This is a genomic window from Bradyrhizobium sp. NDS-1 (assembly GCF_032918005.1).
Classification (GTDB): Bacteria; Pseudomonadota; Alphaproteobacteria; order Rhizobiales; family Xanthobacteraceae; genus Bradyrhizobium; species Bradyrhizobium tunisiense.
The window spans coordinates 1,812,578-1,834,716 of the sequence record NZ_CP136628.1 but is presented as its reverse complement, the minus strand read 5'-3'; the positions used below and the strand labels follow the sequence as shown (position 1 = coordinate 1,834,716).

The following is a 22,139-nucleotide window of genomic DNA, read 5'->3' as shown; positions in this document are numbered from 1 at the left end:
CACGGCCATAAATCGACGTCACAGGGAGGAGCACAATGTCGAAATGCAGTGTGGGACTGCTCGCGCTGAGCAGCCTGTTTCTTTCGGGCGCAGCGATCGCCCAGGAAAAAATCAAGGTGGGCGTGACCGCGACCCTCGAAGGCACCTACACGGTGCTCGGCGAGGACGGCATGCGCGGCCACCAGACCGCGCTCAACGTGCTGGGCAAGAAAATCGGCGACAAGGAGCTCGAATTCATCGTCGCCTCGACCGACGCGACGCCGGACTCGGCGGTGCGCGCCGTGCGCAAGCTGATCGAGCAGGACAAGGTCCAAATCCTGCTCTCGCCGCTGTCCGGCGACGAGGGTATCGCGGTCAAGAACTTCGCGAAGACCCATCCGGAGCTGACTTTCATCAATGCGGCCTCCGGCGCGCAGGAAACCACCTATGTCGATCCTGCCCCGAACTTCTTCCGCTACAACATGGACGGCGCACAATGGCAGGTGGGCCTCGGCAAATACGCCTATGAGGAGAAGAAGTATCGCAAGATCGCAACCGTCGGCGAGGACTATTCCTTCATCTACACCCAGGTGTTCGGCCTCGTGCTCGAATTCTGCGGCGCCGGCGGACAGGTCACCAACCGGCAATGGGTGCCGCTCGGCACCAAGGATTTCGCTTCGGTCATCGCCGCACTGCCCGACGATGTCGATGCGATCTATCTCGGCCTCGGCGGCGCCGACGCCGTCAACTTCCTCAACCAGTACCAGCAGGCCGGCGGCAAGGCGCATCTGATGGGCGGCTCCATCATGATCGACCAGACGATCCTGTCGTCCAAGGGCAACGCCAAGAACGCTCTCATCGGCACCATCGCGGCGAGCGGCCAAGCCGACACCTGGGAAGATCCGGGCTGGCAGAAATTCGTGAAGGCCTATCAGGACGCCTTCCCGCCCAACAAGCGCTTCCCGAGCCCGTCGCTGCTCGCGACCAACTACTATGACTCGACCATGGCGCTGATCCTCGCACTGCGTCAGGTCAATGGCGATCTTTCCAACAACCAGGCGAAGTTCAAGGAGGCGCTGGCGAAGATCGAGATCGATGCGCCGAACGGCAAGATCAAGCTCGACTCCAACCGCCAGGCGATCGGCACCAACTTCGTCACCGAAGTCGTCGACGACGGCAAGGGCGCGCTGTTCAGCAAGGTCGTGAAGGTGATCCCGAACGTGAACCAGACGCTGGGCTATGATCCGGCCGTATTCTCGAAGATCGGGCTGCCGAGCCGCACCGTGCCGGAATGTAAGAAGTACTGACGCATCACGCCTGGACGGAACCGGGGAGCGACTTGCTGACGCGGTCGCTCTCCGCTCTTGCAAACTTGTCGGCGTTGTTGAACGCTGACCGAAAAGACAAGAACATTCGGGAGGGGAAGGCATGAGCCGTGCGCTCGCCGTCTTCCACGGCCGGTTCGGTCGGGCGACGGTTTATCAGTTGAACCGCCCTTTCAATATCCACGCCCATCGCGAAGGTCATCTGATCTTCCATGTCGGCGGCATGCCCGCATGCATCGACGTGTCCGACGGGCACCACGATCTCACCGAGTCGTCCGTCGTCGCGGTCAATCCCTGGGAGCCGCACAATTTCCTGCCCGCCGATCTGGAGGGAGGCGCGATCTTCTTCGTGCTCTACGTCAACGCCGAATGGTTCGCACCCGATGCTTCGGGGACCCACCGGCTGCGTTTCGGCCGCACCCAGTTCAAGCGCACGCCGGCACTCGACAAGCACATCAGGCGAACCGCCGCGCTCGTGTGCGGCGCACCATCGCTCTCCAGTCTGGATTCCGAGCTGCGGAGGTTGATCGACATCTGCTACGACGAAAGCTGGCAGCAGGCCGAGATCGCCCGCGATCCGCGCGCAAGCGGGTCCGTCACCGATTTCCGCGTGCGCAAATGCATCAAGATGATGTCGGAAAGCCCCGGTGCCGAAATCGAGCTCGATACGATCGCGCGCGAATCCGGCCTGTCCCGGCCGCACTTCTACCGTCTGTTCCGCACACAAACCGGCGTCACCCCAAATCTCTATCTCAACACGTTGATCATGGAACAGGCGCTCGACGCCCTGGTGGCGAGCGAGACGCCGATCGCGGACATCGGCTTCGATCTCGGCTTCTCCTCGCAGAGCGGCTTCACCCGCTTCTTCGCCGCCAATGTCGGGATGGCCCCGACCGATTATCGCCGCGCAGCCAAGATTTTGCGCGCCTGAGCGGCGGGCCACGAAAAGATACTCACGATCAAACGTCACTCGCGCAGCCTCGCTAGGATGCGGGCAACGCGATCCCGAAAGAGGGTCGCTGGTCCAGGGAGGACGTTCGTCCATGGCAGGGCTCGCAGCCGGCAGCGGCTTGCATCCCTCCTCTCCGCGCCTGCGGGGAGACGGTTGGGCTGTGCCCGCGCCTTCGCGACCTATCCCCGTGTGCGGGGCGAGAGCATGAGCCGCTTTGTCGAACGCCATCCGGCCTGGGCACTGATTTTGATTATTGCCGTTGCCGGCGCGCTCTGGCTGATCTTCGCGGTCTGGCCGCCGGGTCTCGAAGAAGCCGTCGGCCGCAAGCGCGTCTTCCTCAACGCCGTCTTCAACGGCATCACGCTTGGAGGGCTCTACTTCCTCGTCGCCAGCGGCTTCACGCTGATCTTCGGATTGATGCGCAACGTCAACCTCGCGCACGGCTCGCTCTATCTGTTCGGCGGCTATGTCGGCTACGCCGTCAGTACGGCGACCGGCTCCTGGGTGCTCAGCTTCATCGTCGCCTTCATCCTAACCGCCATGGTGGGCATCCTGCTCCAAGTGATCGTGTTCCGCCGGATAGAAGGGCAGGATCTCAGGCAGACCATGGTGACGATCGGGCTTTCAATCGTGTTCGCCGATCTCATGCTGTGGGCCTGCGGCGGCGATTTCTACCAGATCCAGACACCGAACTGGCTGATCGGCCCCGTGGAGCTGCCGCTGGTCACGGCAATCAAATCCTCTGGCGAGCCGGTCTATCTCAGATATCCCATGGTGCGGCTGGTGATCTTCGTAGCATCCGTGATCATCGGCGTGGCGATGTGGCTTGCGCTCAACCGCACCCGCATCGGCATGATCATCCGCGCCGGTGTCGACGACCGCGATATCCTCGCCGCGACCGGTGTGCGTATCCAGCTCGTCTTCGTGGCCGTGTTCGCGTTCGGCGCGGGACTTGCGGGCATGGCCGGCGTCGTCGGCGGCACCTTCCAGTCGTTATCGCCGGGTGAGGACATTCGATTCCTGTTGGCCTCGCTCGTCGTCGTGATCGTGGGCGGCATGGGCTCGATCCCCGGCGCGGCGCTCGGGGCGCTCATCATCGGCCTCGCCGAGCAGCTCGGCTCTGTCTACATCCCGACCTACGCCATCGTCGTGACCTTCCTGATCATGGTGCTGGTGCTGGCGATCCGGCCGCAAGGCCTGTTGGCGAGGCGCTGACATGTCGCTCGCCCACGATGCCCGCGTTACCGCACCTCCCGCCACACTGGCGCAGCGCGCGGCCCGGACGTGGCCGGAGATCAACAATCCCGCGGCCTGGATCGTCGCGGTCGTTCTCGTGATCATGCCGCTGATCGCCAACGGCTTTTTCCTGATCGAGATCTTCGCCTCCACCCTGATTCTCGGCACCATGGCGCTGAGCCTGATGTTCCTCGCCGGCTATGGCGGCATGGTCAGCCTGATGCAGCTCACCATCGCGGGCTTCTCGGCCTACATGGTCGCCGTGTTCGGCGTCAGCGGCAACGCCAATATCAGCCTGGGCTGGCCATGGTGGCTCGCGGTCCCCATGGCGCTGGCGCTGGCAACCGCGTTCGGCACGCTCGGCGGCGCGCTCGCCGTGCGCACCGAAGGCATCTATACCATCATGATCACGCTCGCGATCGGAGCTGCCTTCTACTATTTCACCAATCAGAACTGGGCGATCTTCAACGGCCATACCGGCATCAATACCGTGGCCACGCCACATTTCTGGGGCGTCAACTGGCGCGCCGACATTCCCTTCTATTACATCGTGCTGGCGGTCGCCGCGCTCTGCTATTTCGCGGTCGAATATCTTTCGCGCGCCCCCTTCGGCCTCGCCCTTCAGGGCGTGCGCGACAATCCGCGCCGCATGGCGGCGCTCGGCTTCAACGTCAATGCGCACCGCATCGCGGCCTATGCTTTCGCTTCCTTCGTGGCCGCGCTGGCCGGCGTGCTCCAGGTCTGGAACTACCGCCAGATCTCGCCGGGCTCGGTCAGCGTCGGGGCCTGCATCGACGTTCTGATCATCGCCGTCGTCGGCGGCATCACACGCCCCATCGGCCCCTTCATCGGCGCGCTGATCTTCGTGCTGCTGCGCACCTTCGCGCTCGACTTCCTGGTCAGGATCGGCCTCGACGGCAACCGCTTCCGGCTGCTGATCGGGCTCGGCTTTCTCGCCATCGTGTTCTGGTCCTCGGACGGCGTCATCGGCCTGTGGCAGCGCTGGCGTCAGAGCCGGCGTCCGGCCGCAAATCGACCTGGCGGAGGACGCGGCCATGGATAGCGTCGCGCAACGCCTTTCGGCCGTCGGCGCCGGTGCAGCGCTTGAGCTGCGCGGTGTGACGAGGTTATTCGGCGCGCTCGCCGCGCTGACCGATGTCACCATGACCGTGCGCCCCGGCGAGCGGCGCGCCGTGCTCGGCTCCAACGGTGCCGGCAAGACCACGCTGTTCAACTGCATCACCGGAGACTTCGCGCCCTCCTCCGGCACCATCCGCTTCTTCGGCGAAGACGTCACCCACTTCCCGCCCTACGAGCGGATCCGGCGCGGGCTGCGCCGGACCTACCAGATCTCGGCGCTGTTCCCCGGCCTCACCGTGCAGGACAACGTCTACCTCGCCTGCCGCGGCGTCTCGCGCGGGCGCTACTCGTTCCTGCGTCCGGGACAGAACGATGCCCTGATGCATGCGGCCGACAATCTGGTTCAGGCCGTGCATCTTTCGGCCGTGAAGGATCAGCGCGTGGCCGAGCTCGCGCACGGCCAGCAGCGCCAGCTCGAGATCGCGCTGGCGCTCGCCGGTGCCCCGCGCTTCGTCCTGTTCGACGAGCCGGCCGCGGGCCTGTCGCCAACCGAACGGGCCGAGCTGATCGAGATCCTGACCTCGCTGCCGGCGCATATCGGCTACATCATCATCGAGCACGACATGGACGTGGCGCTACGCGTCGTCGAGAGCGTCACGATGATGCACAACGGCCGCATCTTCAAGGAGGGCCTGCCGGAGGAGATCCAGTCCGACCCCGAGGTGCAGGAGCTTTATCTCGGAGGCGGCCATGAGTGAGGTCCGCCGCTCCGCCGCCGCACTCGAGGTCCGCGGCCTCGACGTCTATTACGGTCATTCGCACGCCCTGCAAGGCGTCGACCTCACGCTGGAGAGCGGCGTGTTCTCCGTCGTCGGCCGCAATGGCATGGGCAAGACCACGCTGTGCAAGGCGATCATGGGGCTGGTGGCCGTGAGCGGCGGCTCGATCCGCGTTCGCGGCGAGGACGTCACGCAGCGGCCTTCCGCCCAGATCGCCCGGCTCGGCGTCGGCTATGTGCCGCAGGGCCGCCGGCTCTGGCGCTCGCTCAGCGTCGAGGAGCATCTGCAGCTCGCCGGCGGGATGCGGCGAGGTGCCTGGACGGTCGAGCGCATCTACGACACCTTCCCCCGCCTTGCCGAGCGCCGGGATCACGGCGGCGGCCAGCTCTCCGGCGGCGAGCAGCAGATGCTGGCGATTTCGCGCGCGCTGCTCACCAATCCGCAGCTCTTGATCATGGACGAGCCGACCGAGGGCCTTGCGCCCGTCATCGTGACGCAGGTCGAGGAGATGCTGCTGCGGTTAGGCGAGGACGGCGATATGTCCGTGCTCGTGATCGAGCAGAATATCGGCGTCGCCACCGCGATCTCGCGCAACGTCGCGATCATGGTCAACGGGCGCATCAACCGCATCATCGATTCCGCGCGGCTCGCCGCCGACCGCGAGCTGCAGCAGCGCCTGCTCGGCGTCGGGCTTCACGCCGAGCTCGAGCCCGATGTCGATGTCGCGGCGTCCGGCACCGAAGCCAAACCGGCGCCGGCCCCGCGCCGCGACGGTCCGATCCGCATCTACATCTCCAACCCGACGCTGCCGACGCGGTGGTCGCAGCCGGTGCCAATCGCCCGCATCGAGGCGGCGGCGCGCACGCTCTCAACGCAAGTCGCGCGGCTCGACGATACGGCGCGGCGCAAGCGCGAGCCGGTAGCGGCGCAGACCGCGGGCCCACCGGTGGTGCTGGTCGTCGGCACGCTCGACACCAAGAGCATCGAGCTGCGCTACATCCGCGACATCATCGCTGAAAGCGGCCTGCGCACGCGGCTGGTCGACGTCTCGACCAGTGGAAAGCATTCGTCCTGCGATGTCTCCGCGCAGGAGATCGCCCTGAATCACGGCCGCGGGGGGGCCGCGGTATTCGGCCCGGATCGCGGGGTTGCCGTGACCGCGATGGCCGATGCGTTCGCCAACTGGCTGCGGCGCCAGGGCAATGTCGCCGGCGTGATCTCGGCCGGTGGGTCCGGCGCGGCCTCGCTGGTTGCTCCGGGAATGCGCGCGCTCCCGGTCGGCGTGCCCAAGCTGATCATCTCCTCCGTCGCATCCGGTGACGTCGGGCCCTATGTCGGCCCGGCCGACATCACGATGATGTACTCCGTCACCGACGTGCAGGGGCTGAACTCGATTTCTCGCGCGGTGCTGGCCAATGGTGCCCATGCGATCGCCGGCATGGTCAAAGCGCGCCTCGATGCGCGCGCCGCCACGGCATCCGAGACCGGCCTGCCTTCGGTCGGCATCACTATGTTCGGTGTGACGACGCCGGCGGTGCAGAAGATTGCGGCCGATCTGCGTGACGATTTCGAGTGCCTGGTCTTCCATGCCACCGGCGTCGGCGGCCGCTCCATGGAGAAGCTCGTCGAGTCCGGCCAGCTTGCCGGCATCATCGACCTCACCACGACCGAGGTCTGCGACCTCCTGATGGGCGGCGTGTTCCCGGCGACGGAGGACCGCTTCGGCGCGATCATCCGCAGCCGGCTGCCTTACGTCGGCTCGGTCGGTGCGCTCGACATGGTCAATTTCGGCGCGCCCGAGACCATTCCCGAGCGCTACCGCGGCCGCAAGTTCCACGTCCATAATCCGCAGGTGACGTTGATGCGGACGACCGTGGAAGAGAACGAGCGGATCGGCCGCTGGATCGGCGAGCGGCTCAACCAGATGGATGGCCCTGTGCGCTTCCTGTTGCCCGAAGGCGGTGTCTCCGCGCTCGATGCGCGGGGCCAACCGTTCTGGGATCCGGACGCCGACGCCGCGCTGTTCCGCACGCTCGAGCGCACGGTACGGCAGACCGGCAATCGTCAGCTCCTTCGTGTCCCGAAGAACATCAACGATCCCGACTTCGCCGCCGCCATCGTCAGTGCATTCCGAACCCTGTTCGGCCGCACGGCTACGCGTCGGAGACTAGCGAGGTGACCGATGGCAAGGTTTGAACGCACGGCACTGCTGAGGCGGTTTCGCGAGATGGCGAGGCGCGGCGAGCCGATCGTCGGCGGCGGCGCCGGCACCGGGCTATCGGCCAAGTGCGAGGAGGCCGGCGGTGTCGATCTCATCGTCATCTACAATTCCGGCCGTTATCGGATGGCCGGCCGCGGCTCGCTCGCGGGGCTGATGGCATACGGAGATGCCAATGCCATCGTGCTCGAAATGGCGAACGAAGTTCTGCCCGTGGTCACCAGGACGCCGGTGCTCGCGGGCGTGAACGGCACCGATCCGTTCCGCGACATGGACGTGTTCCTCGACCAGTTGAAGGCGCTCGGCTTTGCCGGCGTCCAGAACTTTCCGACCGTCGGCCTGATCGACGGCACCTTCCGCGCCAATCTCGAAGAGACCGGCATGTCCTACGCGCTGGAGATCGACATGATCGCCAAGGCGCACGACAAGGACATGCTGACCACGCCCTACGTCTTCAGCGAGAAGGAGGCCGCCGCGATGGCGATCGCCGGCGCCGACATCATCGTCTGCCACATGGGGCTGACGACCGGCGGCTCGATCGGCGCTCAGACGGCTCCGAAGCTGAACGACTGTCCGGCGCAGATCGATACCTGGGCGTCCGCCGCACTCAGCATCAATCCGGACATTCTGGTGCTGGCGCATGGCGGTCCGATCGCGGATCCCGCCGACGCCGATTTCATCATGAAGAACACCCGCCATTGCCACGGCTTCTACGGCGCCTCCTCGATGGAGCGGCTGCCCGTGGAGCGGGCGCTGACGGAACAGGTGCGTCAATTCAAGGCGATCGGCGCGCGGTAACGCCGAAGGTACGAGGGAGGGAAAGATGTCGGGGAATCTGGTCGGTGAATTGATCCTCTGGCTGATCGTCGCGATCGTCGTGATCGTGGTCGGCGTCTACATCGTGAACTGGCTCTACCACCGCTCCTCCAAGGAGACCTCGTTCGTCCGAACCGGCTTCCTCGGCGAACGCGTGGTGATCAATGGCGGCGCCTTCGTGCTGCCCTTCATCCACGATTACACGCCCGTCAACATGAACGTGCTGCCGATGGGTATCGTACGCTCGAAGCAGGATGCCGTGATCACCCGTGACCGCATGCGCGTCGACATCGAAGCCGACTTCTATGTCCGCGTGCAGCCGACCCGCGAAGCGGTCTCGATCGCAGCGGCAACGCTCGGCCGCCGCACCCTGGAGCCCGGGCAGTTGCACGCGCTGCTCGCCGGCAAATTCATCTCCGCGATCCGCTCCGTCGCCTCTGAAATGACCATGGAAGAGATGCACGAGCGGCGCGGCGATTACGTCGCGCGGGTCAAGACCGAAGCGGCGGAAGCCCTCGCCCAGAACGGCCTCGAGCTGGAATCCGTCGCCATCACCGATCTCGACCAGACCGACCTCGAGTTCTTCAACCCGTCGAACCGGTTCGACGCCGAAGGCCTGACCCAGCTGATGCAGGACATCGAGGCCAGGCGGAAGCTGCGCAACGACATCGAGCAGGACTCGATGATCAAGATCCGCACCCGCAATCTGGAGGCCGAGCGGCAGGCCCTCGAGATCGAGCGCGAGAGCGAGACCGCGCGGCTGGAGCAGGAGCGCGACATCGAGATGCGCCGCGCCCTGCAACGCACGGAAGTCGCCCGTGAACGCGCGCTGCGCGAGACCGAGGCCGAACAGGCCCAGATCTCCGCCCGCGAGACCATCGAGCGCGCCCGCATCGCCAATGACCAGGCGATCGCCGAGGCCCGCATCGCCTCGGAGCGGGAAACCCGCCAGAAAGAGATCGAGCGGACCCGGACCATCGAGGAGAAGGAGCTGCTGGCACGGGAGGAGATCGAGAAGACGAGGATCGCCAACCAGCGTTCGATCGACACTACGCGGATTGCGTCAGAGCGCGAGGTGCGCCAGCGCGAGATCGAGCGCATGCGCACGATCGAGGAAGCCGAGATCGCCGCCCGCGAAGCCATCGAGAAGGCGCGGATCCAGCAGGATCGCGTCGTCACCGATGCCCGTATCGCCAACGAGGAGGAGACGCGGCGCCGCGAGATCGAGCGCTCGCGTGCCGTGGACGAGGCTGAGATCGCCGCCCGCGAGGCGACCGAGAAGGCCCGCATCGCCCAGACGCTGATCGTCAATGTCGAGCGCATCTCCTCGGATGAGCGTACCCGCGCGCTGGAGATCCAGCAGGTGCGCACCATTCAGGAGGCCGAGATCGAGGCCCAGCGCGCCGTGGAAGCCGCCCGCATTGCCCGCGAGCGGACGCTCGCCGCAGAGCGCATCGCCGCCGAACAGAACACGCGGCAGTTGGAGATCGAGCGCAACCAGGCGCTCGACGTCGCCGGCATCTCCGCGCGCGAGACCACTGAGGCCAGCCGCATAGCCCAGGAAGAGCGCGTGCGTTCGCTGGAGATCGCCCGCAACCGTGCCATTGAGGAGGCCGATATCGCCTCGCGCGAAGCGATCGAGGCGGCCCGCATCGCCCAGGAGAAGACGGTTGCGGCAGAGCGCATCCAGGCCGAGCGCGACACCAAGGCGCTCGAAATCGAGCGCACCGGCGTGCTGGAGGCGGCCGAGCTGAAGCGGCGCGACGCCATCGAGCGCCAGCGCATCACCGTCGATCTGGCGCTGGAGGCCGAGCGCATCAATTCCTCCAAGAAGCGCGAGGTGCTCAATATCGAGCAGAAGAAGGCGGTCGAGATCGCCGACGAGGACCGCGTCATCGCGCTGTCGACCAAGCGATCCGAACGCATCGATGCCGATCGCCAGGTCCGACAGGCTGAGATCGTCGCGCGCAAGGAGGTCGAGACCACCGACGTGTCGCGCGAGCAGGCACTGGAAGCCGCGCGCATCGAACGCCGCCGCGCCATCGAGCAGCTCGAGGTCGCCCGCGTGCAATCCCTGCAGGAGGCCGAGATTGCCTCCCGCGAGGAGGTCGAGCGCGCGCGCATCGCATCCGACCGCGGCCTGGATGAAGCCCGCGTCGGCCGCGAGCGCGAGCTGCGCAAGCTGGAAGTCAACCGCGAGAAGGAGGTCGAGACCGTCCTGATGGAGAAGGCGATCGCGATCCACCTGAAGTCGTTGGAAGAGTCCGCGGCCAAGGCTTCCGCAGAGGAAGCGCGGATGCGCGCGACGGAAGCAACCGAGCGCGTCATCACGGCGCGCGAGAACGAGATCGCGAAGCGACGCAAGACAGTGGAAATCCTGATCGCCGAGAAACAAGCCGAGGAGACCCGGATCGCAGCGGAAGCCGAGCGCGTTCGTGCGGCGGTCGAGGCCGAGGCGCAGCGGATGCTCAACGAGGCCGAGAACGTGCTGACCGATCAGGCGCGCTACTCGCTGTTCCGCAGAAAGCTGCTCGACCGGATCGAGGGCATCGTGCGCGAAAGCGTCAAGCCGATGGAGAAGATCGAGGGCATCCGCATCCTCCAGGTCGATGGCCTCAACGGCAACGGGAATGGCGGCAATGGCGGCCGCAGCGCCACCGACGAGGTGATCGATTCCGCCCTGCGCTACCGCGTCCAGGCGCCGCTGATCGATTCCATCCTTGCGGATATCGGCGTCGAGGGCGGCAGCCTCGCCAAGATGCCGGGCCTGATCCGGGAGGCGCGCGACATGCAGGGCATCAAGGAGTCCGCGCGCAAGGGCGGCGGCGGTGGGGGTGACAAGCCGGCGGCCTCCCCGCCTGCGGCCGAGGGCGGCGAGGCGGCGGCCGAGCGCGGGCCGAAGAAGAAGAGCTGAGGTCGCACCATGGCTCGCGTCTACGTCTCCACCGTCGTCAACGCCCGCAACGACCGCGTCTGGGCGCGGGTGCGTGATTTCAATGGCCTGCCGAACTGGCATCCGGCCATCGCCGAAAGCCGCATCGAGGGCGGCGAGCCCTCCGACAAGATCGGGTGTGTGCGCGATTTTCGCCTGCGCAACGGCGACCGAATCCGCGAGAAGCTGCTCGGCCTCTCCGACTACGACATGTTCTGCACTTATTCGATCCTGGAATCGCCAATGGGCGTCGAGAACTACGTCGCGACCCTGCGGCTGACCCCCGTCACCGACGGCGACCAGACCTTCATGGAATGGACCGCCGAGTTCGACTGCGCGCCGGAGCGGGAGACCGAGCTCGTCAGCAATATCGGCGGCGGCGTGTTCCAGGGCGGGTTCGACGCGCTCAAGCGCGTGTTCGGAGGCTAGCGGTGCCGCATATCGTCAAGAGCACGATCCTGGACGCGCCGACCGACGCGACGTGGGCGGTGCTGCGCGATTTCAACGGGCATGATCGCTGGCATCCGGCGGTCGCGACCTCCTCGATCGAGCGTGCGCAGTCGTCCGACAAGATCGGCTGCGTCAGGCGGTTCAAGCTGACGGACGGCTCCGAGTTGCGCGAGCAATTGCTGGCGCTGTCGGACCTGGAACAGTCCTTCAGCTATTGCCTGCTCGATACACCGGTGCCGATGTTCAACTACGTCGCTCATGTCCGGCTGCTGCCGGTCACCGACGGCGACCGGACTTTCTGGCACTGGGAATCCCGTTTCACCACGAAGCCCGAGGACAAGGACCGTATGACCCATATGGTCGCCGAAGACATCTATCAGGCAGGCTTCGAGGCGATCCGCCGGCACCTGAAGGAGGCCGCGTAATCATGGCTGTGACAGTGAAGACTTTTGCAAGCGCCAGCGAGGCGGCCGGCGCGCTGTCCTCGGACCGCAGCGCGCGCTATCTCGGCGGCGGCACGCTGGTGATGCGAGCGCTGAACGAGGGGGATGTTTCCATCTCGACCGTGGTGCGCGCACAGGACCAGGCACTGACCAGGATCGACGCCTCGGGCCCACGCATCACATTGGGCGCCGGCGTCACCTTCGCGCGCGTCCTCGCCGAACGCGACCTCGCCTTCCTGCACGCGCCCGCCCGTTCGATCGGCGGTCCCGCCGTGCGCAACATGGGTACGGTCGGCGGCAACCTCTTCGCGCCAAATCCCTACGGCGATTTCACCGTCGCGCTGCTGGCGCTCGATGCTACCGTCACTGTAGCCGGCGGCTTTGGCGCGCGCGACGTCCCGATCGAAGAGTTCCTGCAGGCGCGCGAACGACAGGCCGGGACATTGGTGCTGTCGGTGTCCTGCACCCGTCCCGCCAACAGCGAAGCCTTCCGTTATCGCAAGATCGCGCGCATCAAGCCGAAGGGCGGTTCGGTCGTCACGCTCGCGGCCCATCTGCCGATCAGCGGCGGACGTATCGCGGGCGCCCGGATCGCGCTGGGATCGATGGCACCGACCCAGATCCGCGCCCGCGCCGCCGAGCGCGCGCTGGAGGGCCGCTCGCTGGATGCCGCGACCATCGCGACGGCCGCATCCGCGGCCACCGAAGGAACCTCGCCATCCGACAACGCGCTCGGCAGCGCCTGGTATCGCCGCGAGATCGTCGGCGTGCATCTGCGCCGCCTGCTGTCGGGACAGGAATAAAGCCATGGCCAAAATCCCCCTGCAATTTCGTCACAACGGCCGCGACGTCGCGATCTTCGTCGACGGCGGCACCAATCTGCTGGTCGCGCTGCGCGAGCTGATCGGCGACATGACGCCGAAATTCGGCTGCGGCCAGGGTGGCTGCGGCACGTGCAGCGTGCTCGTTGACGGCGAGCTGCACCTCTCCTGCCTGACGCTCGCCGAGACGGTCGCCGGCCGTTCGATCGACACGCTCGACGGCATGAAGCAGGGCCCGAACCTGCACCCGCTGCAGCGCGCCTTCGCCGACAATTTTGCCGCCCAGTGCGGCTATTGCACCCCGGGGATGCTGATGGCCGCCAAGGCGCTGCTCGACCGCAATCCCTCGCCCAGCCGCGACGAGGTGATCGAAGCCATTTCCGGCAACATCTGCCGCTGCACCGGCTACGAGCCGATCATCAATGCCATCCTCGCCGCCGCCGGCGGCCGGGTCAGCGCCTGAGGTCAGACCATGCTGGAACTGCGCAAGGACATCTTCGCCGACGAGCGCGACGACAACCTCAAGGAGATCGGCAAGGGCACCCAACGCCAGGACATGCTCGGCCATGTCACGGGTACGTCGAGCTACTTCAACGACCATAAGCTGCAGGGCATGCTGCACCTGAAGGTCGTTCGCTCGACACAGGCCCATGCACGGATTCGTCGCATCGACACCACCGAGGCGGAGCGGTCGGCCGGCGTACGCCGGATCATCCGCGGCACGGACGTGCCGGTCAATCTCAACACGCTTCTGAGCCTGATCAATTTCGGCAAGGACGACGAGCCGTCGCTGGCGGTCGACAAGGTCCGCTACAAGGGCGAGCCCATCGTCGCGATCGTCGCCGACAGCGAGCGCGAGGCTTTCGAGGCCATCGCGAAGGTCAAGGTCGACTACGAACCGCTGCCGACCGTGTTCGACGTCGAGGACGCGCTCAAGCCCGGCGCGCCCGTGGTCAACGAGACCTATCCGAAGAACGCTTTCATCTATCACGATGTCTACGACCACCAGCGCCTGCGGTTCGGCGACGCCGATGCGGCGCTAGCGAGCGCAGATCACGTGCTTGAGCAGCGCTACCAGATGTCGCCCATCGAGCACGCGCCGACCGAGACCAACGGCGCCATTGCGGCTCCGGATACCAACGGCCGCTACGTCGTCTATACCTCGACGCAGGCGCTGTTCTTCTCGGTCGACACTTGCGCCAAGATCTTGGACGTGCCGTCCAACACTTTCCACTTCATCGGCGGCACCGTGGGTGGCGGCTTCGGCGGCAAGGTGGACACTTTGACCGAGCCGCTCGCCATCCTCGGCGCCATGCTGACGGGACGCCCCGTCCGCTACGTGTTCGGGCGCGAAGAGGAAATGCAATACGGCCCGCCGCGCGGCGCCGAACGGATCTACATCAAGGATGGCGTGATGCGTGACGGCCGCATCGTCGCGCGCAAGATCCGCGCCTATTTCGACAGCGGCGCCTATACGCGGCTGTCGAGCTACGCCGCGGTGAAGTGCGCCGCGCATCTGCCGGGCCCCTACACCATCCCGAACGTCTATGGCGACGTCTATTGCGTCTTCACCAACCGCACGCCGGCCACCGCCATGCGCGGCTTCGGCGTCACGGCGATGGACTTCGCCATCGAATGCCAGATGGACAAGCTCGCGAACCTCGTCGGCATGGACCCGATGGAGTTTCGCATCCTCAACGCCTATCGCGACGGCGACATGAAGGCACACCGGCGCGAGGCCAAGAACACGGCGCTGATCGAATGCGTGCAGGTCGCCGCTGAGAAAGCCAAATGGCCGATCCGCGACGAGTTCAGGCGCGCCTCCTCGCGCAAGGAGGGCGGCGGCAGCCGCGCGGTGATCCCACCAACGCCGACGGATTCTTCGCGCGCACGTCCAGCCGCGCCGGTCCAGCAACGCACCAGCTATGACCGGCTGCCGCCAACGGTCACGCGAGAACCGCCGCGCGATCCGCCCCCGCCGGCGCCGCCATCTCCCCCGCCGCGCCCGGCTGCGCCATCCCACGGCGCGACGCGGTTCTCGTCGGTGTTCGGCACCAGGAGACGCTGACATGACCAGGCATCGCGGACGCGGCATGGCGTCGATCAATTATCCCATCGGCATGAACCTTGGCGGGGATCCCAGCCAGGCCCTGGTTCACTCCAATCCCAGCGGCAAGTTCACCGTGGCCTTGTCGTCGATCGACCTCGGCCAGGGCATGAAATCGGTGACGCGGCAGATCTGCGCCGAGACGCTGGGCGTGCCGGTCGAGGACGTCTATGTCGACACGGCGGACTCCGACACCGGTCCGCACTGCATGGGCTCGTTCGCCTCGCGCGGCACCCACCGCGTCGGCAACGCCGTGATGGCCGCCGCCCGCGAGGCGCGCGGCGTGATGATGGAGGCGGCCGCCGAGGAGCTGGAGGTCAACGCGGCCGATCTGGAGACCGACGGCCGCGGCAACATCCACGTCAAAGGTGCACCGCACCGCTCGATCTCGACCAAGGACGTCGCGATTGCCGCGCAGTTCAAGCAGGGCAAGACCATTTCGGGCCGCGGCATCTTTCTGGTGCCGCTGTCGAACGTCGACCCTGAAACCGGCGAGATGTCCCCGGCGACGTGTTACGCCCATGCCTGTCTCGTCGCCGAGGTCGAGGTCGACGACGAGACCGGCGAGGTCGCGATGGTACGGATGGACTCCGCCTATGAGCTCGGCCGCGCGCTCAACCCGCGTCTGGTGGAGCAGCAGCTCGTCGGTGGCGCCTGGATGGGCGTCAGCCACGCGCTCTACGAGACCCCGGAACCCTATTATCCCGACCCCGTTCACGGCCCCCGCGACTTCGTCGAGTATCTGATGCCAGGTCCCGGCGACATCTGTCCGCACGATATCGCGGTGCTGGAACGCCCCGCGCCCGATGGTCCCTTCGGGGCAAAAGGCCCCGGCGAGATGTGCGCCAACCCGGTTCTGCCGGCCGTCGCCAATGCGATCTTCAACGCCGTGGGCGTGCGCATCGACGACCTGCCGATCACGCCTGAAAAGGTACTGCGCGCCATCAAGAGCCAGGGCGGCGCGCGGCCGCAGGCTCGGCGCTAGAGGAACGGCCGTGGCGGTTCGCAGCAACATCGTCGGCATCGACAGCCCGGAGGCACTGGAGAAGGCGCTTCGCGCGGCCTATTACCTCGCCGACGAGGGCCTTGCGACATCAGCCTATCTCGGCCTCGCACTCGGCAAGCCGCTGCTGCTGGAAGGCGCGCCGGGCGTCGGCAAGACGGAAGCCGCAAAAGCGATCGCCGCCGTGCTCGGCCGCCGCCTCATCCGCCTGCAATGCTATGAAGGCATCGACGCGTCCGCCGCGCTCTACGAATGGAACTACCCGCGCCAGATGCTGGCGATCCGCCAGGCCGGCGACGAGAACATCGACATCTATGGCGAAACCTTCCTGATCGAGCGGCCGATGCTGGCCGCGCTCCGCGCGCCCGATTCCACCGTGCTCCTGATCGACGAGATCGACCGCGCCGACCAGGAGTTCGAGGCGTTCCTGCTCGAATTCCTCTCCGACTTCCAGATCTCGATTCCCGAGCGCGGCACGGTTCGCGCGGCCGAACGTCCCGTGGTCGTGCTGACGTCGAACCGCACGCGCGATTTGCACGAGGCCCTGCGCCGCCGCTGCGTCTATCACTGGATCGACTATCCGACCGCCGAGCGCGAGGCACGGATCATCATGATGCGCGCCTCCAGCGTCGCCGAGGCCACCGCCCGCGCCGTCGTCGCAGCCGTGGAAAAGTTGCGGCGCGAACCCCTCAGCAAGGCGCCGGGCATTGCCGAGGCGGTCGACTGGGCCGAGGCCGCGACGCTCCTCAACAAGGGCGGTGCGCGATGGCCGGATGCCTTCAAGCGCTCGATCGGGGTGGCGCTGAAGGACGAGGAGGATCTGCATTTCATCTCGCCGCGGCTCGATGCCATGCTCGCGGAGGCGACGGCATGAGCACCGAGCCGCAGCTCCCGCGCGCCGCGCGCGTCTTCGTCGCCTTCGTTCCCCTGCTGCGCGCGAACGGCTTTGCCGTGGCACCGGAGCAGACCACGACGTTCCTAGCGGCGATCGGATTGCTTGGCCCCGATAGCGTCGAGCACATCAGGCAGGCTGCCCTGGCGACGCTGGCCCCGCCGCCCGAGCGCCGCGCGACCTTCGATCGGCTGTTCGATTTGCATTTCCGCGGCAGCGAGGCCATCGAGCGCACCGACGACGGCGAGGATGACGAGACCGTCCGGCTTCAGGAGGAAGGCCGTGGTGATGAGGAGCCGCTTCTCTCGGAAGAGGCGAGCGAATCCGGCTTGACCGCAACGCGCGCCGAGGCGCTGGTCGAGCGCCGCTTCGGAGCGACCGCGAACGCGGATGCGTTGCGCCGCCTTGCGCGGGAGGCGCCGCGACGCCTGCCGCGGCGGCGCGGCCACCGCCGCATGCGCACCCGGCGCGGGCCCTTTGTGGACCTTCGCCGCACCTTGCGCGACAGCGTCCGCAGCGACGGCGAGATTTTGCGGCTCGGCCACATGAAGCGGCGCCGACGCCCGCGCAAGATGCTGCTGCTGATCGACGTCTCCGGCTCGATGAAGAGCCGCACCGAGGAGAACATGAAGCTCGCCCATGCGCTGGTGCAGGCTGCGCCCAATGTCGAGGTGTTCACCTTCGGCACGCGGCTCACCCGCGTCACCCGACCGTTGCGGCTGAAGCGCCGCGAGCAGGCCATGAATGCTGCCGCGCATCTGGTCAGCGACTGGGACGGCGGCACCCGGATCGGCGACGCGCTGCAAGCGTTCCTGGCCGTCCCGCGGTTCGGTGGCTACGCCCGCGGCGCCGCCGTGGTGATCGTTTCCGACGGGCTCGAACGCGGCGAGACCGACGCCCTCCGCGACGCCGTCGCGAAGCTGTCGCGCCGGGCCTGGCGCGTGAGCTGGTTGACGCCGCTGGCGACGGGCCCCGGCTTCCGCCCGCAGACCGAGGCGCTGGTCGCCATCGAGCGCTTCGTCGACGACCTCGTGGATGGCAGTTCGAGCGCGTCGATCGTCGCGCACATTCTGGCTTTGGGACGAAGGAGAGCGGCGTGACCGGTATTGTCGATGGCCATCATCACATCTGGCGGCAGGCCGACCTGCCCTGGCTGATCGGCCCCATGCAACCGCGCATCTTCGGACCTTACGAGCCGATCCGGCGCGACTATCCGATTCAAGAATATCTCGAGGACCTCAAGGACACCGGCGTCACGCGCTCGGTCTATGTCCAGACCAACTGGGCCAACGACCGCTTCGAGGACGAGGCCGCCTGGGTGCAACAGACTGCGGACGAACACGGCTGGCCGCACGCGATCGTCGCCTATGCCAATTTTGCCGTGGACGACGTACGCCCGCAGCTCGACCGCCTGAAGCGCTACCGGCTGATGCGCGGCGCGCGCATGCAGCTGCACTGGCACGAGAACCCGCTCTACCGCTTCGCAGCCCGCGCAGATCTCTGCGCCGATCCGATCATTCAGCGCAACGTCGCGCGCCTCGCCGACTATGGCTGGAGCTTCGACCTGCAGGTGTTCACCCCGCAGATGCCGGACGCCGCGGCGCTTGCCGAGGCTTGCCCCGAGGTGACCTTCATCCTCCAGCATGCCGGTATGCTGGAGGATCTCTCCCCGGCGGGACGCGCGGCCTGGCGTGCCGGAATGGCCCGGCTCGCGGCCTGTCCGAACGTGGTCTCGAAGCTTTCGGGGCTCGGCACCTTCATCCATCGCAACGATCCCGCGCACATCGCCGCCGTGCTCACCGACACCGTCGCGATCTTCGGCGCCGAACGCTGTCTGTTCGGCTCCAACTTCCCGATCGAGAAATTGTGGACCAGCTATCGCGAGCTCGTGAACGCCTTTCGCGGCGCCGCGGCGCCGTTCAGCGCCGAGCAGCAGGACGCCATCTTCAGGACGACGGCGACGCGCGTCTACCGGCTTTGACAGACAAGAAACAGATGAGGGAGGGCAACGAATGGCGCTGGAGATCAAGATCCTGGACTATGGCGATATCGAGCTGGAATCGAGCTTTCTGGTTCTCGGCCGCGATTGCGGCCGCACCCGCCGCGTCCTCACCCTCGGCTTCCTGATCCTCGGGGGGAAATATCCCGTCGTGGTCGACACCGGCTACCGCTCCAACCAGATCATGGAGACGCTGGGCATGCGCGGGCTGCAGTACCACGAGAACATGATCGAGAACCAGCTCGCGCGCCACGGTGTGCGCATGGGCGACGTCCGCTTCGTCTGCCATACCCATCTGCACATCGACCATGCCGGCAAGGACGATCTGTTCTCGATGAACACGACCGTCGTGCTCAATCGCAAGGAGCTCGAATACTCGGTCTCCGGCCTGATGCATCCGCAATATCCGGCCCCCGACATCAAGCACCTGATCGACCGCCTGCACACCAAAAGCGCGCTGCGCTTCCTCGACCTCGAGATCACCGGTCCGATCGAGTTGATGCCCGGCGTCTATTGCGATGCCGCCAATGCGCATACGGAAGGCTCGATGAACGTCATCGTCGAGACCGCCGATGGCATCGCAACCATCTGCGGCGACGTGATCTACGACTTCAACGACCAGATCGTGACGCCGTTCAACGAGATCCACGATTGGGAGCCGCGCACGACGGGCAACCATGGCACCAGCAAGCGGGCGGAGAAGGCCTCGATCAAGAAGCTGCTGAGCAATTCGCGCTATCTGCTGCCGGTGCACGACCGTCCCGCGAAGATCGAAGGCGGCAACGTCGTCGGGCGCCTGCACGATCAGGTCCCCGGACCGATCGTGCAATCGTTGCCCCCGCGCAACTGGTTCCCGGCGTAACGTGAGTTGAGGATCGGCCGATGACCCATGTCACCTTGCGCAGCGAGTTCGAGGCCCTGATCGACCCCTATGCCCCGGTCGCGCAGGTCGGCACCGGCTTCGACTTCACGGAGGGACCGATCTGGCATCCGGTCGATCATTATCTGCTGTTCTCGGACATGCCGGGCGACGTGCGTCGGCGCTGGGATGCGCGGCGCGGCGTGGTCGAGGTCAAGCGCCCTTCCAACAAGTGCAACGGCATGACCTATGATGCCGAGTTCAATCTGATCGTCTGCGAGCACGCGACATCGTCGCTGATCCGCGAGCGGCCGGACGGGCGGCGCGAAGTGCTGGCTTCGCATTTCGGGGGACAGGAGCTGAACAGCCCGAATGACGTCTGCGTACACTCGTCCGGCGCGATCTATTTCTCGGACCCCTGGTACGGCCGCATGCCGGTCTATGGCGTCGAGCGGCCGCGCCAGCTCGGCTTTCAGGGCGTCTATCGCGTCGTCCCCGGTGGTGAACCGAAGCTCGTGGTCGAGCGCAGTTTGTTCGATCAGCCGAACGGTCTGTGCTTCTCGCCGGACGAGAAGCTGCTCTATGTCAACGACACCGTGCAGGCGCTGATCCGCGTCTTCGACGTCAATGCCGACGGCACGCTCTCGAATGCGCGGGTATTCGCAAGCGGCATTCGCTCCGAGCTCGAAGCCGGCCTGCCCGACGGCATGAAGTGCGACCAGCACGGCAATGTCTGGGTCACCGCGCCCGGAGGCGTCTGGGTCTATTCGCCGCGCGGCGAGCTGCTCGGCAAGGTCCGCGTCCCCGAGATGGTCGCCAACCTCGCCTGGGGCGGGCCGGATTTCCGAACGCTGTACCTGACCGCGACCCATTCGGTCTATGCGATTCCGACCAAGGTAGGCCCGCGGCACGAGCCCTATATGAGCGGCCGACGGAGCGGCGGCGGCGGCGCGACCGCAGGCGTTGCACCGGCAGCGCCGATCCTCGCTGATGGGGACATGCGGCTCGATCCGCAGCGCTGCGCCATGATCATCCAGGATCTGCAAAACGACGTCATCATGGACGGCGGCGCTTTCGCCGATTCGGGCGCTCCAGGCCACGCGAAGCAACAGCATGTTGTCGAGAATGTCCGCCGCCTCGCAGAGACCGCGCGGAGCCGCGGCGTCGCCATTATCCACGTCTGGTTCGTCGTCGAGCCCGGCGCGCCCGGCGTGACGCTGAATGCGCCGCTATTCGAGGGTCTCGTCGACAGCAAGGCGATGGTGCGCGGAAGCTGGGGCGCAGCGCCCGTCTCCGGCCTCGAACCCCGGCCCGGCGATTTCGTCGTCGAGAAAATGCGCATGAGCGCCTGGGAAGGCACGCGGCTTGAAACGATCCTGAAGGCGACCGGGCGCGACATGATCATCAACACCGGCGCCTGGACCAACATGTCGGTCGAGCACACCGCCCGCACCGGCGCCGACAAGGGCTACTTCATGATCGTCCCCGAAGATTGCTGCTCGACCATGAATGCCGATTGGCACGCCGCGTCGATCAATTTCGCCATGCAGAACGTCGCGATCGTCACCCGGGCGGACACTGTCATCAGAGCGTTGGGATGAACGCTGGTGAAGCTCCTGCACCTGTCCTGCTCGCCCCGCACCGACTCCGTCTCGAGCGCTGGCGCGCGCGTTTTTATCGACGGCTTTCGTCAGGCGCGGCCGGACTGGGACATCGATGTCGTCGACCTCTGGCGGGAGCGGATGCCGGAATTCGCAGGTCCCATCGTCGAAGCCAAATATGCAAGGATGAACGGACAGGCCTTAAACGACACGGAGCGTGATAGCTTTGCCGAGGCCGAGCGAATGGCCACCCGCTTCGCGCTCGCCGATCGCGTGCTGATCTCGACGCCGATGTGGAACTTCGGCATTCCCTACAAGCTCAAGCATTGGTTCGACATCATCGTCCAGCCCGGGCTGACCTTTCGGTTCGACCCGTCACAGGGCTATCTTCCGCTGCTCAAAGACCGGCCGACATTGGTGATTCTCGCCAGCGGCAGCGACTTTTCCACCGGCATGAATCGCGGCCGCATCGACATGACGACACCCTACCTGCGAGATATCCTGCGCTTCATCGGCATCGACAACATCCGCTTCGTGCCGATCGGGCCAACCACCGGGCCGCAGGAGCGGATAGAGGCTGCACGGGAAAGGGCGTATCGGCGTCTGGCTACGATGGCCACGACCTTCTGATGCGCCGGCGTCGCTTT

20 protein-coding genes are annotated in these 22,139 nt (G+C 66.2%); all 20 read left to right on the top strand.

What is annotated here, in order from left to right; translation table 11 throughout:
- The first annotated feature begins 35 nt into the window (after positions 1-35).
- The gene (locus RX330_RS08670) at positions 36-1,286 is read left to right on the top strand and encodes an ABC transporter substrate-binding protein (protein WP_212092033.1); all 1,251 of its coding nucleotides are present in this window, start codon (positions 36-38) and stop codon (positions 1,284-1,286) included.
- Between the two features lie 121 nt (positions 1,287-1,407).
- Complete coding sequence (locus RX330_RS08665) at positions 1,408-2,235, top strand: helix-turn-helix transcriptional regulator (RefSeq protein ID WP_212092031.1); 828 nt, start codon at positions 1,408-1,410, stop codon at positions 2,233-2,235.
- 225 nt (positions 2,236-2,460) lie between these two features.
- On the top strand, positions 2,461-3,471 hold the full coding sequence (locus RX330_RS08660; RefSeq protein ID WP_317242729.1) for a branched-chain amino acid ABC transporter permease: 1,011 nt from the start codon (positions 2,461-2,463) through the stop codon (positions 3,469-3,471).
- A gap of 1 nt (position 3,472) precedes the next feature.
- Positions 3,473-4,555: a branched-chain amino acid ABC transporter permease gene (locus tag RX330_RS08655; protein ID WP_212092027.1), complete on the top strand. Its 1,083-nt coding sequence runs from the start codon at positions 3,473-3,475 to the stop codon at positions 4,553-4,555.
- Positions 4,548-5,330 (top strand): ABC transporter ATP-binding protein, encoded by a 783-nt coding sequence (locus RX330_RS08650; RefSeq protein WP_317242728.1) that lies wholly within the window; start codon positions 4,548-4,550, stop codon positions 5,328-5,330. The genes RX330_RS08655 and RX330_RS08650 overlap by 8 nt, the downstream gene beginning before the upstream one ends.
- Positions 5,323-7,530 carry an ABC transporter permease gene (locus RX330_RS08645; protein WP_317242727.1) on the top strand — a complete coding sequence of 736 codons (2,208 nt, stop codon included), beginning with the start codon at positions 5,323-5,325 and terminating at the stop codon, positions 7,528-7,530. The genes RX330_RS08650 and RX330_RS08645 overlap by 8 nt, the downstream gene beginning before the upstream one ends.
- Positions 7,531-7,533: 3 nt before the next feature.
- Positions 7,534-8,367, top strand: coding sequence for a phosphoenolpyruvate hydrolase family protein (locus RX330_RS08640; RefSeq protein WP_317242726.1), 834 nt, complete (start codon positions 7,534-7,536; stop codon positions 8,365-8,367).
- Between the two features lie 25 nt (positions 8,368-8,392).
- Positions 8,393-11,299, top strand: a complete 2,907-nt coding sequence (locus RX330_RS08635; protein WP_212092019.1) for a flotillin family protein — start codon at positions 8,393-8,395, stop codon at positions 11,297-11,299.
- Positions 11,300-11,308: 9 nt separating this feature from the next.
- A complete protein-coding gene (locus tag RX330_RS08630) occupies positions 11,309-11,746 on the top strand; it encodes an SRPBCC family protein (protein ID WP_018643039.1) in 438 nt (145 codons plus the stop codon).
- 2 nt (positions 11,747-11,748) lie between these two features.
- Positions 11,749-12,192, top strand: a complete 444-nt coding sequence (locus RX330_RS08625) for an SRPBCC family protein (RefSeq protein WP_212092017.1) — start codon at positions 11,749-11,751, stop codon at positions 12,190-12,192.
- Between the two features lie 2 nt (positions 12,193-12,194).
- Positions 12,195-13,013 (top strand): FAD binding domain-containing protein, encoded by an 819-nt coding sequence (locus RX330_RS08620; RefSeq protein WP_317242725.1) that lies wholly within the window; start codon positions 12,195-12,197, stop codon positions 13,011-13,013.
- Between the two features lie 4 nt (positions 13,014-13,017).
- Positions 13,018-13,494 (top strand): (2Fe-2S)-binding protein, encoded by a 477-nt coding sequence (locus RX330_RS08615; protein ID WP_212092013.1) that lies wholly within the window; start codon positions 13,018-13,020, stop codon positions 13,492-13,494.
- Between the two features lie 9 nt (positions 13,495-13,503).
- Positions 13,504-15,099, top strand: coding sequence for a xanthine dehydrogenase family protein molybdopterin-binding subunit (locus RX330_RS08610; protein WP_317242724.1), 1,596 nt, complete (start codon positions 13,504-13,506; stop codon positions 15,097-15,099).
- 1 nt (position 15,100) lies between these two features.
- Positions 15,101-16,123, top strand: coding sequence for a xanthine dehydrogenase family protein molybdopterin-binding subunit (locus tag RX330_RS08605; RefSeq protein WP_011086158.1), 1,023 nt, complete (start codon positions 15,101-15,103; stop codon positions 16,121-16,123).
- A gap of 10 nt (positions 16,124-16,133) precedes the next feature.
- Positions 16,134-17,015, top strand: coding sequence for an AAA family ATPase (locus RX330_RS08600; RefSeq protein WP_317242723.1), 882 nt, complete (start codon positions 16,134-16,136; stop codon positions 17,013-17,015).
- Positions 17,012-18,133 (top strand): vWA domain-containing protein, encoded by a 1,122-nt coding sequence (locus RX330_RS08595; protein ID WP_317242722.1) that lies wholly within the window; start codon positions 17,012-17,014, stop codon positions 18,131-18,133. The genes RX330_RS08600 and RX330_RS08595 overlap by 4 nt, the downstream gene beginning before the upstream one ends.
- A complete protein-coding gene (locus RX330_RS08590; RefSeq protein WP_317242721.1) occupies positions 18,130-19,014 on the top strand; it encodes an amidohydrolase family protein in 885 nt (294 codons plus the stop codon). Before RX330_RS08595 ends, RX330_RS08590 begins: the two co-directional genes overlap by 4 nt.
- Before the next feature lie 31 nt (positions 19,015-19,045).
- The gene (locus RX330_RS08585; protein WP_317242720.1) at positions 19,046-19,894 is read left to right on the top strand and encodes an MBL fold metallo-hydrolase; all 849 of its coding nucleotides are present in this window, start codon (positions 19,046-19,048) and stop codon (positions 19,892-19,894) included.
- A 20-nt stretch (positions 19,895-19,914) separates the two neighbouring features.
- Positions 19,915-21,492 carry an isochorismatase family protein gene (locus tag RX330_RS08580; protein WP_317242719.1) on the top strand — a complete coding sequence of 526 codons (1,578 nt, stop codon included), beginning with the start codon at positions 19,915-19,917 and terminating at the stop codon, positions 21,490-21,492.
- 3 nt (positions 21,493-21,495) lie between these two features.
- Positions 21,496-22,122 carry an FMN-dependent NADH-azoreductase gene (locus RX330_RS08575; RefSeq protein ID WP_317243862.1) on the top strand — a complete coding sequence of 209 codons (627 nt, stop codon included), beginning with the start codon at positions 21,496-21,498 and terminating at the stop codon, positions 22,120-22,122.
- Positions 22,123-22,139: the final 17 nt, after the last annotated feature.

What these genes read in the sequence shown, in the direction of transcription:
- RX330_RS08620 (WP_317242725.1), top strand. Translation starts at nt 12,195, where the DNA reads ATGGCTGTGACAGTGAAGACTTTTGCAAGCGCCAGCGAGGCGGCCGGC.
- RX330_RS08595 (WP_317242722.1), top strand. Translation starts at nt 17,012, where the DNA reads ATGAGCACCGAGCCGCAGCTCCCGCGCGCCGCGCGCGTCTTCGTCGCC.
- RX330_RS08660 (WP_317242729.1), top strand. Translation starts at nt 2,461, where the DNA reads ATGAGCCGCTTTGTCGAACGCCATCCGGCCTGGGCACTGATTTTGATT.
- RX330_RS08585 (WP_317242720.1), top strand. Translation starts at nt 19,046, where the DNA reads ATGGCGCTGGAGATCAAGATCCTGGACTATGGCGATATCGAGCTGGAA.
- RX330_RS08630 (WP_018643039.1), top strand. Translation starts at nt 11,309, where the DNA reads ATGGCTCGCGTCTACGTCTCCACCGTCGTCAACGCCCGCAACGACCGC.
- RX330_RS08615 (WP_212092013.1), top strand. Translation starts at nt 13,018, where the DNA reads ATGGCCAAAATCCCCCTGCAATTTCGTCACAACGGCCGCGACGTCGCG.
- RX330_RS08645 (WP_317242727.1), top strand. Translation starts at nt 5,323, where the DNA reads ATGAGTGAGGTCCGCCGCTCCGCCGCCGCACTCGAGGTCCGCGGCCTC.
- RX330_RS08610 (WP_317242724.1), top strand. Translation starts at nt 13,504, where the DNA reads ATGCTGGAACTGCGCAAGGACATCTTCGCCGACGAGCGCGACGACAAC.
- RX330_RS08655 (WP_212092027.1), top strand. Translation starts at nt 3,473, where the DNA reads ATGTCGCTCGCCCACGATGCCCGCGTTACCGCACCTCCCGCCACACTG.
- RX330_RS08580 (WP_317242719.1), top strand. Translation starts at nt 19,915, where the DNA reads ATGACCCATGTCACCTTGCGCAGCGAGTTCGAGGCCCTGATCGACCCC.
- RX330_RS08635 (WP_212092019.1), top strand. Translation starts at nt 8,393, where the DNA reads ATGTCGGGGAATCTGGTCGGTGAATTGATCCTCTGGCTGATCGTCGCG.
- RX330_RS08665 (WP_212092031.1), top strand. Translation starts at nt 1,408, where the DNA reads ATGAGCCGTGCGCTCGCCGTCTTCCACGGCCGGTTCGGTCGGGCGACG.
- RX330_RS08650 (WP_317242728.1), top strand. Translation starts at nt 4,548, where the DNA reads ATGGATAGCGTCGCGCAACGCCTTTCGGCCGTCGGCGCCGGTGCAGCG.
- RX330_RS08670 (WP_212092033.1), top strand. Translation starts at nt 36, where the DNA reads ATGTCGAAATGCAGTGTGGGACTGCTCGCGCTGAGCAGCCTGTTTCTT.
- RX330_RS08605 (WP_011086158.1), top strand. Translation starts at nt 15,101, where the DNA reads ATGACCAGGCATCGCGGACGCGGCATGGCGTCGATCAATTATCCCATC.
- RX330_RS08640 (WP_317242726.1), top strand. Translation starts at nt 7,534, where the DNA reads ATGGCAAGGTTTGAACGCACGGCACTGCTGAGGCGGTTTCGCGAGATG.